We start from the raw sequence: 14,962 nt of genomic DNA, 5'->3' as shown, positions 1-14,962 counted from the left end.
GCCTGGAGGAATGATAAGAACGCGGTGCGGATGGGTCAAGCCATTGCCGCGCGTTTACAAGGCAGGCGGCCACCTCCTATGATGGAGGGGCTCCCACTTCACCCATGGCGTCCGTTTCCAGAACAATTGGCCTCGCGGCCCTCATCGCCGCAGCCCCCGGAGCCGCCACGGCCCAAACCGTGCCTCAGGGGAGCTATCAGGCGGACGTGCTGGGCCGGGTGGAGCTGAGCGCCGAGCACGAGCGGCTGGTGGGCTACGCCACGGACGGTGGCCCCTGCCGCTTCAAGCCCCAGAGCCGGGTGTTGGAGGGCCACCTCCAGGGCGGCGTGCTGGTGGGGCAGCTCACCCTCTGCCTGGAAGGGGCGTCGTGTCCCGCGGTGGAGACCGTGCCCATCCTCGCCCTCTACAGCCCGGAGGACCGGTCGCTGACGGCCTATGTGCGGCCGCAGGCGGGTTGTCAGGCGCCGGTACTGGGCACGGGCGGTCTGCTGGTGCTGCAACCGGCGCAGGCGGGGGCGGCCCAGGCCCCGGTGCGTGGCGGGGCCCCCCGCATGGCGCGCCTGCGCATGGAGAAGCGCCACCCCGAGGCCGCCAAGGAGGCGCTGGAGCGGGGCAACCGGCTGCTGGGGATGAAGGAGTGGCGCGGCTCGGCGGCCGAGTTCGAGCGGAGCATCACCCACGACGACCGCAACTGGGTGGCCTTCTTCGGGTTGGGCACGGCCTGGTTGATGAGTGGCCAGGCCCCTGACGCCATCGACGCCCTGAACCGGGCGCGGACGCTCAATCCGCGTGAGCCGAGCATCCATTACCACCTGGCCTGCGCCTACAGCCGGCTGGGTGACCGGAAGCAGGCCCTGGCCCACCTGGGGCAGGCGGTGAAGCTCGGTTACGGCATCCCCGAGGGCACGCAGGATCAGGAACTGGATCGGCTCCTGGGCTCGGACGCGGCCTCGCTCAACAAGTACGTGGGGCTGCTCCAGCAGGCAGTCGCGAACAACAAGGCCTCTGCCGGAAGGCGGCAACAGACGGGACCCTGAGCGCGTGAGCACCTCTCCCACGCCGCGGATCCCCCGGATCCTCGGCAACTACGAAATCCAGTCGCAGCTCGGCAAGGGAGGCATGGCCGAGGTCTTCCGCGCCCGCGTCCGCACTGGCCCCCGCCAGGGCTGGACGGTGGCCCTCAAGCGGCTGTTGCCGTCCCTCACCCAGGATCCCGCCTCCGTGGCCCTCTTCGCCGCCGAGGCCCGGCTCACCAAGCAGTTGGATCATCCCAACATCGTCCAGGTGCTCGACGTGGGGGTGGCCGAGGGCCAGTACTTCATCGTCATGGACCTGGTGGACGGCCGGGACCTGGGGCAGATCCTCCGCCGCTGCAAGCACCGCGGCATCCACCTGCCCCTGGATTTCGGCGTCTATCTGGCTCGCACGCTGCTCGAGGCCCTGGCCTACGCCCACTCCGCCACCGGTCCCCAGGGCGAGCCGCTGGGCATCGTCCACTGCGACATCTCGCCCTCCAACGTGTTCATCTCGCGGTTGGGGGACATCAAGCTGGGCGACTTCGGCGTGGCCCGCCTGCGCGTGGACGGCGTGCTCCAGGGGGGCGAGGTGCTCGGCAAGCCCTACTACCTCTCGCCCGAGGCGCTGCAGGGCGCCATCGCCCCGTCGGTGGACCTGTGGGCCGCCACCGTCGTGCTCTACGAGCTGCTGACGCTGCAGCGCCCCTTCACCGGCACCTCCCCGGAAGAGGTCTTCACGAAGATCGTCTACCGGGACTACCTGCCGCCGAGCCTCATCCGCCCGGAGATCCCCGAGACGCTGGATGAGATCATCCACCGCGGCTTCGCGGTGAATCCCGAGGACCGGTTCGTCACGGCCGAGGCCTTCGCCGAGGCGCTGGCGCCGCATTACGACGAGCGCGTGGGCACGCCGCTGGCCATCGCCGCCGTGGTGCGCGGGCTGTTCGGAATCACCGACGTGAGGTGAAGCCTCCTCCTCCCTCTCCCTCCGGGAGAGGGCTGGGGTGAGGGTGCCAGGACCCCGGGTTGCGCCTGTGTAGGCTCCCTCTCCCTCCGGGAGAGGGCTGGGGTGAGGGTTTGCGCTCTCTTGCCTGCCCCGTCCCTGGATGCCGGTCCTCCGTCCCATGCCGATCTTCCCCCGCACGAGGCAAGCGCCAGCGCGCGAGGGAGGATTCGAGATGGCGACCGAGAAGAAGGAGCAGAAGCCGCAGGAGACCCGCGAGGCGGACACGGAGCGCAAGGTGGAGCGCGGGCCGGACAAGCCCCAGGAGTCCCATGAGGGCTCGCCGGGTTATGGCCAGCCCCCGGATGGCGTTCGCGAGAAGAAGCTCCCCGACCAGAAGTGGTAGGCGGGGGACACGGGGGAGGGGACAGGAAGACCCTCACCCCAGCCCTCTCCCAGAGGGCAGGGCGAAAGCATTTAAATATCGGAAGCTGCGGATTTCAGGACGCGAGCAAGATAGCCGGAGTCCCAGCCGGCTTTCTTGCGTTTGGTGGGCACGCCCTTCTTGCACGTCTTCTCGCGCCGCAGCAGCGTGAGGGCCATCCGACTGAGCAGGGCGAAATTCTGCGCCCCATTGTGGTCGCGGATGGGGCGTGAATCCTCGTTCATGCTCACGTCCAGGCTCCAGTGCAGGCCGTTCTCCACGCCCCAGTGCGAGCGGATGATTCGGGCCAGTTCCTCGGCCTGGGGCTCCAGGCTGCTGAGGTAGTAGTGCCACTCGCGTGTCGTCTTGCCGCCCTCGGTGCGCTCGCGCAGCAGCATGGCGGCTGACCTCAGGTTCACCCACGTGCTCGCGCTGGCTGGCGCCTGCTCCAGCTTCAACTCCAGCGCCCAGGCGCTGCGCACCTCGTGCCGGCCGTGCCCCGTGTCCTCACTACGGCTGTGCGACAGCTGCTGCACCTGTTGCTCGCCGATGCGCACCTGCCCCTGAGCTTGCTCGTCGTCCGCGCTGCGACTGGCTAAGTCACCCTGCCACTTCTTCTCCTCGGCAGTGCGTACCTGGGCGAATACCTCCTGCACATGCTCATGCAACGGCCCACGGTTGCCCTTGAGCGCCAGCACGTAGTCGGCCCCTGCCTCCACTATGGCCTGGGCCACCTTGGCCGTGCACCCGTTGGCGTCCACCGTCACCACCGCCCCCTTCAACTCCAGCAACTTGAGCAGTTGGGGGATTGCATTCACTTCACCAGGGGCTCCCTCCACGGCCGTTTGCGCCAACAGCAGCTTCTGCTCGCTGGCCCACACGTGCACCAGGTGCAGCACTGTGTCCTCCAGGCCCGTACCCAGTGCTCCGCGCACGCTCTTGCCGTCCACCGCCACCACCTGTGCGTTGAGGTCCCTGGCCAGCGTCTTCACCCACCTGCGGAAGCACGCCTCGAAGGCCCTTGGCTCCAGGGCGCAGAACACTCGGCGGAAGGTATCCTTGCTGGGTACTCCGTTGGGCATGTGCAGCAAGCTGGCCAACCAGTCCGCATGGGTCAGGGCGAACTCGTACACCGCCTCCCACTCGTCGGCCCCGCCAACCACCGCGCACAGCGCCATCGTCAACACGTTGTGCAGCGAGTGGAGCTTGCCGCGCTCCACTCGTGGGTCTTCCAAACTGCTGAAGTGCTGCCAGAGCAGGTTGAGTGCCTGCTTGCCTTGCTGGGTTTGTGCTGATGACTCCATGAGTGGGGCGAAGCATATGACTTCCGGCGTCGCCTCGCTCTCTCAGGTCATCCCGCGACTATTACTCCCTAAGTAGGCAGCCCGCCCTTTTCCCTGGCCTTCCCACCCTTAAATGCTTTCGCCCTGCCCAGAGGGAGAGGGGGCCTACACACAGATTCAACCCGGGGTCCTGGCACCCTCACCCCGTCCCTCTCCCGAGGGGAGAGGGGAGGTTGACGGGGGTTGTTGGTGTTGGGGGCCGTTACTCCAGGTTCAGGGCCCGGGCCCTGGGGACGTGGGTGGTCAGGGCTTCGACGACCCGGGCCACTTCTGCTTCCGTCGCCGCCGGACCCAGCGAGAAGCGCAGCGCTCCGTGCGCCTGTGCCGGTGTGAGGCCCATCGCCAGCAGCACGTGGGAGGGCGTCAGGGTCCCCGAGGCGCAGGCCGCTCCCGAGGAGACGCAGATGCCCTCCAGATCCAGGGCGATCAGCAGCGCCTCACCGTCCGCGCCGTGGAAGCACAGGTTGCTCGTGTTCGGCACCCGCGGCGCTCCCTCTCCGTTCACCGTCACGTCCGGGATGCGCGAGCGCACCTCCCGCTCGAACGTGTCCCGCAGTGCCTGCACCCGGGCCGCGTGCGCCGGCTGCTCCTCGTGCGCCAGCTCCAGGGCCAGCGCGAGCGCCTCCGCGTAGGGCACGTTCTGCGTCCCTCCTCGCAGCCCCGCCTCCTGATGTCCCGGAGTCAGTGCCTGCACCTCCACGCCCTTGCGCACCACCAGCACTCCGGCTCCCGCCGGCCCTCCGAACTTGTGCGCCGAGAGCGCCAGCAGATCCGCGTCCACCTCGCGCAGGTGCGCCGGCAGCTTTCCCACCGTCTGCACCGCGTCCGTGTGGAACAGGATGCCCCGCTGGCGGCAGGCCCGCGACAGCTCCGCCGCCGGCTGCACCACGCCCGTCTCGTTGTTCGCCCACATCAACGAGCACAGCACCGTCTCCGGCGTCAGCGCCTCCAGCATCGCGTCCAGCGGCACCCGGCCGTCCCGCCCCGGACGCACCCGCACCACCTCCGCGCCCAGCGCCTCCAACTGCTTCAGCGCCGCCAGCACCGCCGGGTGCTCGATGGCCGAGCTCACCACGCGCCGCCGCCGCGTCTCCTTCCGCGCGAGCCAGGCGCCCTTCACCGCCAGCGCGTCTGCCTCCGAGCCCGAGCCGGTGAAGCACACTTCCTTCGGCTCGCAGCCCAGCACGTGCGCCACCCGGGCCCGCGCCGCGTCCAGCCGCCCCCGGGCCTCGCGCCCGCTCCGGTGCACGCTGGAGGCGTTACCCCAACCTCCCTCGGCCCAGGCTCGCGCCAGCAGCGCGGCCACTTCCGGCCGCACCGGCGCGGCCGCGTTGTGGTCCCAGTAGATCACGGCGAGGGCGCGGACAGCAGCCCCACCGGACGCTCATCCGCGACTCCAAAGGCCTCGAGGAACCGGCGCACCAGCTCGCGCTTCACCGCCTTGCGCTGCGTCGCCTTCCCCGACAGCGGAATCCTCGCGCCCGCCATGCTGCCGTGGCCTCCCGACGAGCCGCCGTGGTCCTCGCAGATCTCCCGGATCAGCCGCCCCGCGTTCATCCGCCGGTCCTTCACCCGCAGCGACAGGAAGAGCTGGTTGCGGTACGTCGCGTACGCCAGCGACCACTTCATCCCCTCGAGGAACATCAGCCGCTCGGCCACCTCGGCCACCATGTCCGGGGAGTAGACCTCCTCCAGATCCGTCACGATGGCCGTGTCCCCGTACACCTTCGCCCGCTCGAAGGCCGTGTGGTAGAGCTGGAAGTACCGCGCGGGCAGCTCCGGGTGCTCGATCTGCCCCAGCAGATTCTTGTCCATCCGCGGGAACAGCCACAGGTACGTGTCGATGTCCGTCTGGGTCGTCTCGCGCCCCAGGTCCCGCGTGTCCGCCTTCAGCCCGTAGAAGAGCGCGGTGGCCACGTCCGTGGACGGCTCCATCCCGGCGGCGCGCAGGTACTCCACCAGCATCGTCGACGTCGAGCCGAAGTCTCCTCCCACGTCCGCGAAGGGCGACTCGAGGCTCTCGTTGCGCAGCGGGTGGTGGTCGATGACGATGTCCACCTCGCCCCTCAGGCGCGGCGGAATCGCGTGGTTGCCCGTGGGCGGCTGCGTGTCCACGAGCGCCAGCAAATCGTACTCGTCCAGATCCAACTGGGCGATGGGCACCACGGGCAGGCGCAGCACCTTCACGAAGGCGATGTTCTCCGCCCGGCCGATGATGCCGCCGTAACCCACCCGGGCCTCCTCCACGTCCGCACGCTCCTTGAGCAGCTGGGCGAGCGCCACCGCCGCGGCGATGGAGTCCGGATCCGGATTGTCATGGGTGAGCACGAGGGCCTTCTTGTGGCCCTTGGCCACCCGGAGCAGCCGCTCCAGCTTGGCGCGTGCCGGCAGGTTCGCGAGGCGTGGCGGCGGGGGCTCGGAGCCCTCTCCGCTTCCGGACGTCCTGCGGCTGTTGGCTGTCGGTGTAGCAGGCATGGGTGCTGTGTTTACTTCCTCCGGCCCATCGATTCGAGACGCTTGATGACTTCTGCGTAACGCTCGGGGAACGGGGTCTCCAGGATTCCAATGGTGTTGACGAAGCGGGCATCCTTCATCAGGCAGCGGAAAGGCGTGAGCCCGATCGCTCCCTTGCCCACTTCTTCGTGGCGATCCACCCGGCAGCCCAACGGCTTCTTGCTGTCGTTGAGGTGGATGCAGTGCACCCGCTCCAGCCCCAACACCCGGTCACACTCCTCCATCACCTCATGGTAACCGGCCTCCGTCGAGAGATCGTATCCCGCGGCGAACAGATGGCAGGTGTCCAGACAGATGCCCAGGCGCCCCGCGTCCGCCGTCTGGGAGAGCACCTCCGCCAGGTGCTCGAAGCGCCAGCCCAGGCAGTTGCCCTGGCCCGCCGTCACCTCCAGGCAGATGCGGGACTGGAAGCGCGGCGTGCGCGCGTGCACCTCGTCCAGCGCCCGGGCAATCAGCGCCAGCCCGCGCCGCTCGTCCGGGTGTCCACCCGGGTGGAGGATGAGACAGGGGATGCCGAGCCGCTCGCACCGGGTGAGCTCCTCGACGACGCAGTCCAGCGACTTCTCGAGCTGCGCCGGCTCCTCGGTGCCGAGGTTCACCAGGTAGCTGCCGTGTGCCACCACCGGCAGCCCCGTGCGCCGCACCTCCTCGCGGAAGGCGTGGCACTCCTCCTCGGTGAGGGGCGGGGCCTTCCAGCCCCGGGCGTTCTTCGTGAAGACCTGCAGGCTGCGCGCGCCATGCTCCTCGGCCCGCGCCAGCGCACGGCTCACGCCTCCCGCGATGGACTCGTGAGCCCCGACGCGCACGGCCTAGTTGATGGCCTTGTAGCGGCGGCTCATGTCCTTGAAGTACTTCACGCCGTTGTCCAACGAGTTCTCGATGGCGTCCATCAGCAGCGCGCGGAACACGCCCTCCGCGCCCCGCAGCGACTCGTAGTACCGCTGACGATCGATTGAGTGGATGATCGCCGGCATGTACCCGTTGCGCAGCAGCACGAGGTTGGTGAGCATCCGGCCCACCTTCCCGCTGTTCTCCGTGAACGGGAAGATCTGCATGAACCGGTGCTGCGCCACCGCCGCCTGCTTGATGGGGTGGAACTCGCGGAACTCGGCGCTGCCCGTGTAGTCCACCAGCTTCTCCAGCATCGGCTGGATCTTCGCCGGCTGGGCGATCTCGTGGAAGTACGTGCGGTGCAGGGGCATGTCCTTGCGGTAGCCGCTGCGCTCGCGCTCCTTGGTCAGCTCCTTCTCCGTGCGCTCACGCCGCTCGATGTTGGCGCGCGCCTGCTGCGCCTCCGGCGTGCTGCCGCACAGCAGATCGTGGATCCGCTTGATGGTGGTCAGCGTGATCTGCGTCTGCTTCTTGCCCGTACCCCCCGCCTCTTCGCGCAGGAAGTCGCACGCCGCCTTGTGGTTGCGCACCTCCAGCACCACGGGGATCATCGCCGGGTCCATGCTGGCCCGCTCGGGGAAGAGCGCCGACACCAGCTCCTGCTGGGTGTACACCGTGCCCTCGAGCGCCGCGTCATGGTAGATCCACGACATCTCGAACTTCTCGAGGAAGTCGCGGCTCTTGTCCTTGAAGATGCCAAGGTAGTCGCGCAGCGTTTCGTTCTTCTCGTCGATCTCTTGGTAGCGTTCCTTCACGGACGTGACGCTCCTTCACACCGGCTGCCAGCGGGACCGGCGGGTCGGGACGAAAACCCGGCCAGCGGGAACAACGGTTTCCTGATTGTAGAAATTCCAGCGGGTTAGGACAATTAAAACGCTACTTGTCTCATAGACTGACCAGGAAGACCTCGCATGCCTGGTCGAGCAGATCCTTGGAAAGCGCCGGAGCGATCTGCCGGTAGCGCGCCGCGTCCTTGATGAGCTGCACCAGATCTCTCGGGTGGCAGGCGCGCAACTGGATGTTGTTCGGCTTGTAGTAGTGCTGGAGCAGGTAGGTGACGGCCTGGTCCACGTAGGGGATGCCCGCCGCCTCGCACACCCGCGCGAAGATCTCCCGGTAGACCTCCTCGTCCGGGTTGTTCACTTCGATCTTGTACTTGATGCGCCGCAGGAAGGCCTCGTCCACCAGCTCCTTGGGATCCAGGTTGGTGGAGAAGACGAGGAGCTGATCGAAGGGGATCTCGAACTTCTTGCCCGTGTGCAGGGTGAGGAAGTCCACCCGCTTCTCCAGGGGGACGATCCACCGGTTGAGCAGATCCGTCGGGTGCACCTTCTGGCGGCCGAAGTCGTCGATGAGGAGCATCCCGCCATTGGCCTTCACCTGGAAGGGCGCCTCGTAGAAGCGCGCGGTGGGCGAGTAGATGAGATCCAACGTCTCGAGCGTCAGCTCGCCGCCCACGACGACGGCGGGGCGCCGGCAGAGCTGCCAGCGGTGATCCATCTCGAAGGTCGCCCGGCGGCCCGCCGCATCGCGCTCGGACTCGAGCGTGAGGGGGATGTGGTTGAGGGCGTCGAAGACCTTGATGATCTGGTTGTCGATCTCCAGACAGTGGGGGATGAAGACCTCGCCGCCGAACATGCGGCTGATGGCCTCGGCGAGGCTCGTCTTGCCGTTGCCCGGAGGGCCGTAGAGGAAGAGCGAGCGGCCCGAGTTGACGGCCGGCCCCAGCTTGTCCATCAGGTCCGCGTTGACGGTGAGGTGGGCGAGGCCCTGCACCAGATCCTCGCGGCTGATGACGGGGCTCTCCTCCGTCTGGGCGGTGATGAGGGCGTTGTACTGCTCGATGGGGACGGGGGCGGGGCCCACGTAGGTGCTGCGCTCGATGGCGCCCTTGGAGTACTCGCGGCCCTTCTCGGTGAGGATGAAGTCCACCGAGGCGCGCCCGAAGCCCTTGCCGCCGCGCAGATCCACCAGCTTCTCGGCGGTGAGGAAGTCCACCACGTGCTCCATGACGCCGGGCCAGGGCAGGCGCAGCTCCTGGGCCATGTCCATGCCGGTGGCGGTGCCCTGGTAGTACAGGTAGCGCAGGGCGATGTCCGAGAGCAGGCCGATCTTCAGGCCCGTCTCCTCCAGCGACTTGGGCTCCGGCGGAGCGATGTCGAGGATGGACGGGTTCTCGAGATTGAAGGGATTGGGGGCGGTGTCGTACTCGGGGCGCATCGGCTCCTGGTTCTAGCCGATCCGCCCCCCTTCCGGCACGTCCAGAGTCCCCTGGCTGCTCGGAGGCCCCTCAATCGCCCGTCAGACGTAGGTGAGCCACTCGACGTAACGCGGCTCCTGGCCCCGGACGGTGCGGAAGTAGGTCTCCTGCACATACTGGGTGATGGGGCCGGGCTTGCCGGTGCCCACGGTGCGGTTGTCCACCTCGCGCACGGGGGTGATCTCCGCGGCGGTGCCGGTGAAGAAGACCTCGTTGGCGATGTAGAGGGCATCGCGGGTGACGGTGACCTCCTCCACGGTGCGGCCCGAGTCGCGCAGAATCTTCAGCACCGTGTCGCGGGTGATGCCGTCGAGGATGGGGGAGGAGAGGGGCGGGGTCTTGATGATGCCCTTCTTGTTGACGAGGAAGAGGTTCTCGCCGGAGGCCTCGGCGACGAAGCCGCTGATGTCCAGGAGGATGGCCTCGTCATAGCCGGCGAGCACGGCCTCGCGCTTGGCGAGGATGGAGTTGACGTACTGGCCGGAGATCTTCCCGCGCACCATGTTCACGTTGACGTGCATGCGGGTGAAGGAGCTCACCTTGGCGCGGATGCCCTCGCGGATGCCCCGGTCCCCGAGGTACGCGCCCCAGTCCCAGGCGGTGACGGCCACGCGGGTGGGGTTGATGGCGCCCAGGCCCATGGCCCCGTCGCCCATGAAGGCGATGGGCCGCAGGTAGGCCCCGTTGGCGAACTGCTCCTTCTGCTTGCGCAGCAGCTCCAGGCACGCCTCCATGAGCTGCTCCACCGTGTAGGGCAGCTTCATCATGCAGATGTGGGCCGAGTCGAACAGGCGCTCGATGTGCTCGCGCAGGCGGAACACCGCCAGCCGGCCATCGTGGGTGCGGTAGGCCCGGATGCCCTCGAAGACCCCCAGCCCGTAGTGCAGGGCGTGGGTCATGACGTGCACCTGGCCTTCGTCCCATTTGATGAGCCTGCCATCGAGCCAGATCTGATCGGAGCGCGCGGCGTTGCCGGAGGTCGAGCTCATGAAGGGGTCCTCTTGGTGGGGAAAGGAGAGAGGACCCCATTCTTCCAGGAACTCGTTTGAATTCAAAGCAGTCCGTCACCCCAGGTGGGGGAGGGGGGAGAGCATGCGGGAGAGGAAGGGCATGTCCGCGCCGAGCTGCTTGCGGCCGTAGTGCATGGCCTTGGTCGCCAACTGGACGGAGGGCACCAGCTCCAGGGGGGAGAGGGTGGTGCCGAAGCGTTTGACGAGGTGGGCGTAGGGGAGGTTGGGGGCCACCGTCATGGCCGCGAGCCGTTGCAGGGGCAGCCAGAAGGGGGTGGTCAGCTTGGGGGCGAAGCCGTCCAGCGCGAGGAAGAAGGCGTTGCGCGTGCCGATGTTGCCGTGGTGCACCGCCTTCCAGGCGGCCTTCACCGGGAGGTTGTCCACGAGGCCTCCGTCCAGCAGCCGGAAGATGCCCTGCTCCTCCATCATCCCGTCCAGCAGGCCGCGCATGTGCGCGTCGTCGCGCAGCATGTCGTAGTGGATGACGCCGGGCAGGGAGGAGGAGAAGCCCGCCGCGTCGATCGCGTCGAAGCCGGCCGTCTTCTCGTCCGCGCCCAGGTGGAGCTTCACCATGATTTCCGGGCGGGTGAAGAACTCGGCCAGGGTGCCCATCGCCGCCTGGATGCGGCGCGCCACGCCCGTGGGGCTGAGCAGGCTCACCGGGCTCGTGCCCAGCAGGCGCTCGTAGTACTCGAGGGGCCTGGGCAGCATGCCGCGCCGGATGCCGCCCACCGCGATGAGCATGGGCACCGGCAGATCCTTCAGCCGCAGGCCCGAGTCCGGCAGGCCCGGCCCGGTGTTGAAGTAGCGGCCCAGGCCCGAGCGGAGGAACAGCCGCAGCGCCGCCGGCATCCCGTAGCGGTTCTCCGTGGAGATGAAGCGGAAGAGCTTCCGCCAGGAGAGGCCGCGGATGATGTTCACCAGCTCGCCCTGGTCGAAGCGGGCCATGCGCGAGCGCATCAGCATCAGGATGGCGCCCATGGAGGTGCCCGCCAGCAGCGACGGCTTGAGGCCGTGCTCGTCCAGCAGGCTCATCACCCCCAGGTACACGTAGGCCACGCCTCCGCCGCCGCCGGCCACGACGACGAGCGACTTGTGCCGCAGCTCGCGGTGGAGCACCTCCTCGGGCACGCGCCCGTGCAGGTGGTGGACGAGCTCGTCGCGCAGCTTGAGCACCGGGGCGCGGAGGTCGCGCACGTGCGGCACGAGCTGGTCGCGGGTGATGCGGCGCCCGCCGAGCAGCACCGGAGCGAGCCTGCGCGACACGTCCTCGCGCATGGGCGCCGTCCACGTTTCGACCGGGTGGTCATGGCCCTCGTGGCGGAGCTTGTAGAGGCGCGCCAGGGAGAGCGCGGTGCGCAGCACGGCCTCCTCGCGCGGGTCCAGGAGCGAGGGTGAGTCCACCGACGCGCGCACCAGGGCCAGCTCCATCTCTTCGAGCGGCCGGAGGATTTCAAAGCGTTGCTTCAGCAGCACGGGCAGGGGACTCAGGCACGGCGTGGGGCACGAAGGACGCGAGCATACACGTCCCGCACGCGGACGGCGCAGGCTCGATATTGGGCGAGGAACGTTTCTCCCGGCTCCGTGCCGAGGACGCCCAGTCTGCGCGCGAGCTGCGCCAGGGGCCGGCCTCCGGTGGGCATATGGGCCAGGGAGCTGGCGTGCACGAGCCGCAGCCGGTTCTCCACCCGGCGCAGGAAGAGGTAGCCCTGGCGCAGGGCCTCGGCGTCCTCGGGGGGGAGGAGGCCCTCGGCCTGGAGTCCCTCCAGCGCCGCCAGTGTGTTGGTGCCGCGGACCCGCGGGTGCTCCCGGCCGTGCACCAGTTGCAGGTACTGGACGGTGAACTCCACGTCCACCAGTCCGCCCTGGCCCAGCTTCGGGTTGAGCTGCTGGGCGTTCTCGTGGGCCAGCTCGCGCTCCATGCGCGTGCGCAACCGGTCGATCTCCGCCGCCGCATCCGGGGGGAGGGGACGCTCGTAGACGAGCGGGGCGAGCACCTCGTCCTGTACGGAGCGGAAGCGCACCGCGTCTCCCGCGGCGGGCCGGGCCTTGATGAGGGCCTGGCGCTCCCACAGTTGCGCCCGCTTCTGGTGGTGCTCGCGCAGGGCGTCCTGGCTCACCACCAGCGCCCCCTGGTTCCCCGAGGGCCTCAGCCGTGCGTCGATCTTGTAGAGGTGTCCCTCGCGCAGCTGCACCTGGAGCAGCGTCATGAGCCGCTGCACGGTCTTGGCGAAGTACTCGTGGTGGGAGACGGCGCCGCGGCTGCCCCCGCTCGTCTCGGCCTGGCCGTTGCCGCTGTAGACGAAGATGAGGTCCAGGTCCGAGTGGTAGCCCAGCTCGTACCCGCCCAGCTTGCCCATGGCGATGACCACCAGCCCCTCGCGCTGCCCGCTCGCGTCGAGCGGCAGGCCGTAGCGCTCGCGCTGCTCCTCCAGCGCCAGGAAGAGGCACTCGTCGAGGATGCCGTCCGCCACCGCCGTGAGCTGCCGCGCCACCTCCGGCACCGAGAGGTCTCCTCCAATGTCGTTGAGCCCGATGCGCAGCAGCTCCTCGTTCTTGAAGCGCGGCATCGCCCCGTGCTTCGCCTCCGCGTCCGGGTGCCGCCCCAGCCGGGCGCCCAGCTCCTGGCGGATGCGCTCGGGGGACTTCAGCGCCTCGTCGAGCTGCGCCTGCACCAGCGCGTCCAGCAGCTCCGGGTGCCGCAGGAAGATGCGCGAGAGGTAGTCGCTCTGCCCGAAGAGGTTGAAGAGGCGGCGGCTCGCCCGGGGCATGCCCGTGAGCAGCCGCAGGTAGCCCTCGGGTTGGTGCAGCCGCGCGAGGAAGTCCGAGAAGTGCAGCAGCGCCTGGTCCGGGTCCGGTGTCTGCGCCAGCTCCGACAGCAGCCGCACCGCCTTCACTCCCGAGCCCCCATCCGTGAAGGGCGAGTGGGGCACCCGGGCCAGCCGCTCCAGCTCGGCCAGTGCCCGCTCGGGGTCCGCGAAGCCCCGCTGGGCCAGTGCCTCCCGGCGTTGCTCCGGCGGCAGGTCCGGGTCCAGCGCGAGCGCCAGCAACGGCTCGTCGGGCACCTCGTCCCGCGCCGTCTGCCCCAGCAGCGTGTTGAAGGCCTCCAGCACGAAGCGCCGGTGCCGCTCCAGCTCGGTCCGGAAGGTCTCCCAGTCCGCGAAGCCCAGCGAGGTGGCCAGCCGGCGCCGCTCCCGCTCGCCCGTGGGCAGCGCCTGCGTCTGCCGCTCCTCCAGCATCTGCAGCCGGTTCTCCACCCGCCGCAGGAAGACGTACGCCTCCTCCAGCGCGTCCGCGTCCGGCCCCGAGACGAAGCCCGCACGCTCCAGCTTGCGCAGCCCCCTCATCGTCCTCGGCTCGCGCAGGACCGGGTCCTTGCCTCCCTGCAACAGCTGGAGCGCGGTGACGAAGAACTCCACCTCGCGGATTCCCCCGGGGCCCAGCTTCACGTCATCCGTGCTCGCCTTGCCCCGCATGTCGATCTGCGCCTTCAGGTCTCGCAGCCCGTCCACCGCCGACAGGTCCAGGCTCCGCCGCCAGATGAACGGCCCCAGCTCGCTCAGCAGCTCCTCCGCGAGTGTCGCGTCCCCGGCCACCGCCCGCGCCTTGGTGAGCGCCGCCCGCTCCCACATGCGCCCGAACGTCTCGTAGTACGCCAGCGCGGCGGACAGGGAGAGGACCATCGCCCCCGCTCGTCCCTGCGGGCGCAGGTTCAGGTCCACCCGGTAGCAGAAGCCCTCCGCCGTCACCTTCGCCAGCGCCTGCGTCACCGCCTCGCCCAGCCGCGTGTAGTACTGCACCGTGGGCAGTGCGCCCGACGTGCCTCCCGTGGTGTGCCCGTCCGCCCGATACAGGTAGATGAGGTCCACGTCCGAGCTGAAGTTGAGATCCTCGCCCCCCAGCTTCCCCATCCCCAGGATGCAGAAGCCCGGGGTGTCCGGTGTGCCGTATTTCGCTTGGAGCGAGCGCTCCGCCCAGGCGAGGGCCGCGCCGATGAGCGCCTCGGACAGGGCGGTCTGCTCCCGGCCCAGCTCCGACATGGGGGCGCGGAGGGCCGCGTCGCGCACCATGAGGCGCAGCAACTCGCGGTATTTGTAGCGGCGCAGGCGGCGGTACAGGCCCTCCGCGTCCGCGGGGGCGATGCGGCGCGTGGCGGACCAGGCCTCGCAGCGGTAGTGCTCCCGGGATTTCTCCCGCGTCAGTGTGCGAGAGCCCGCCAGCCAGCGCAGGAGTCCGGGCCTCGTGGTCAGCAGCCTCGGCGCGAAGGTGCTCGCGTGGAAGAGCGCCGGGAGCCAGTCCCACAGGCGGGTGAGGGTGGGTTCTGAAAGTCCTTGCAGGCCTTCACGGATTCGATCGAACGCCGCGATGATTTCGTCGGGTTCCGAGGTCCGCTTCGAGGCCTCGTGGAGGCGTTCGGCCAAGGGGACTCCGAGTGCCGCCGACAGGGCCGAGAGCTCCTTGGCCGCTCGCTTCGGGTTCTCGAAGCCCTCTGCCCTCAGCGTTTCCTCGGTCCAGGTCATCTCGACCCTCACCCCAGCCCTCTCCCAGAGGGAGAGGGGGC

The 14,962-nt window shown here is 69.0% G+C and carries 12 protein-coding genes; 3 read left to right on the top strand and 9 right to left on the bottom strand.

The annotated features are described in order from the left end of the window. The first annotated feature begins 179 nt into the window (after positions 1-179). The 3 genes from ACN28I_RS12205 (at position 180) to ACN28I_RS12195 (ending at position 2,365) form a co-directional block, all read left to right on the top strand. Positions 180-1,037: a tetratricopeptide repeat protein gene (locus ACN28I_RS12205; protein ID WP_420942213.1), complete on the top strand. Its 858-nt coding sequence runs from the start codon at positions 180-182 to the stop codon at positions 1,035-1,037. A 4-nt stretch (positions 1,038-1,041) separates the two neighbouring features. After that, entirely contained in the window at positions 1,042-1,983 is a 942-nt protein-coding gene (locus tag ACN28I_RS12200; RefSeq protein WP_420942212.1) for a serine/threonine-protein kinase, read from the top strand. A 211-nt stretch (positions 1,984-2,194) separates the two neighbouring features. Further along, complete coding sequence (locus tag ACN28I_RS12195) at positions 2,195-2,365, top strand: hypothetical protein (RefSeq protein ID WP_420942211.1); 171 nt, start codon at positions 2,195-2,197, stop codon at positions 2,363-2,365. Positions 2,366-2,436: 71 nt separating this feature from the next. On the opposite strand, the gene ACN28I_RS12190 is transcribed toward ACN28I_RS12195, so the two are convergent. From ACN28I_RS12190 to glnE, 9 genes are all read right to left on the bottom strand, one after another. Continuing rightward, positions 2,437-3,687 carry an ISAs1 family transposase gene (locus tag ACN28I_RS12190; protein ID WP_420940826.1) on the bottom strand — a complete coding sequence of 417 codons (1,251 nt, stop codon included), beginning with the start codon at positions 3,685-3,687 and terminating at the stop codon, positions 2,437-2,439. Positions 3,688-3,928: 241 nt separating this feature from the next. Beyond that, complete coding sequence (locus tag ACN28I_RS12185; protein ID WP_420942210.1) at positions 3,929-5,077, bottom strand: cysteine desulfurase family protein; 1,149 nt, start codon at positions 5,075-5,077, stop codon at positions 3,929-3,931. Next, positions 5,074-6,201, bottom strand: a complete 1,128-nt coding sequence (locus ACN28I_RS12180; protein ID WP_420942209.1) for a DHH family phosphoesterase — start codon at positions 6,199-6,201, stop codon at positions 5,074-5,076. Before ACN28I_RS12180 ends, ACN28I_RS12185 begins: the two co-directional genes overlap by 4 nt. Positions 6,202-6,212: 11 nt before the next feature. Further along, positions 6,213-7,046 (bottom strand): deoxyribonuclease IV, encoded by an 834-nt coding sequence (locus tag ACN28I_RS12175; protein WP_420942208.1) that lies wholly within the window; start codon positions 7,044-7,046, stop codon positions 6,213-6,215. A gap of 3 nt (positions 7,047-7,049) precedes the next feature. After that, positions 7,050-7,886, bottom strand: coding sequence for a Fic family protein (locus tag ACN28I_RS12170; RefSeq protein WP_420942207.1), 837 nt, complete (start codon positions 7,884-7,886; stop codon positions 7,050-7,052). 130 nt (positions 7,887-8,016) lie between these two features. Then, positions 8,017-9,351: an AAA family ATPase gene (locus ACN28I_RS12165; RefSeq protein WP_420942206.1), complete on the bottom strand. Its 1,335-nt coding sequence runs from the start codon at positions 9,349-9,351 to the stop codon at positions 8,017-8,019. 81 nt (positions 9,352-9,432) lie between these two features. Continuing rightward, positions 9,433-10,380 (bottom strand): branched-chain amino acid transaminase, encoded by a 948-nt coding sequence (locus ACN28I_RS12160; RefSeq protein ID WP_420942205.1) that lies wholly within the window; start codon positions 10,378-10,380, stop codon positions 9,433-9,435. Positions 10,381-10,455: 75 nt separating this feature from the next. Continuing rightward, positions 10,456-11,877 carry a patatin-like phospholipase family protein gene (locus tag ACN28I_RS12155; RefSeq protein ID WP_420942204.1) on the bottom strand — a complete coding sequence of 474 codons (1,422 nt, stop codon included), beginning with the start codon at positions 11,875-11,877 and terminating at the stop codon, positions 10,456-10,458. 11 nt (positions 11,878-11,888) lie between these two features. Continuing rightward, positions 11,889-14,933 (bottom strand): bifunctional [glutamate--ammonia ligase]-adenylyl-L-tyrosine phosphorylase/[glutamate--ammonia-ligase] adenylyltransferase, encoded by a 3,045-nt coding sequence (gene glnE / locus ACN28I_RS12150; protein ID WP_420942203.1) that lies wholly within the window; start codon positions 14,931-14,933, stop codon positions 11,889-11,891. Positions 14,934-14,962: the final 29 nt, after the last annotated feature.

The organism is Archangium gephyra (assembly GCF_049060025.1).
Lineage (GTDB): Bacteria > Myxococcota > Myxococcia > Myxococcales > Myxococcaceae > Archangium > Archangium gephyra_A.
Note: the sequence above shows the minus strand (reverse complement) of the source record. Positions and strands in the feature narration are given on the sequence as shown.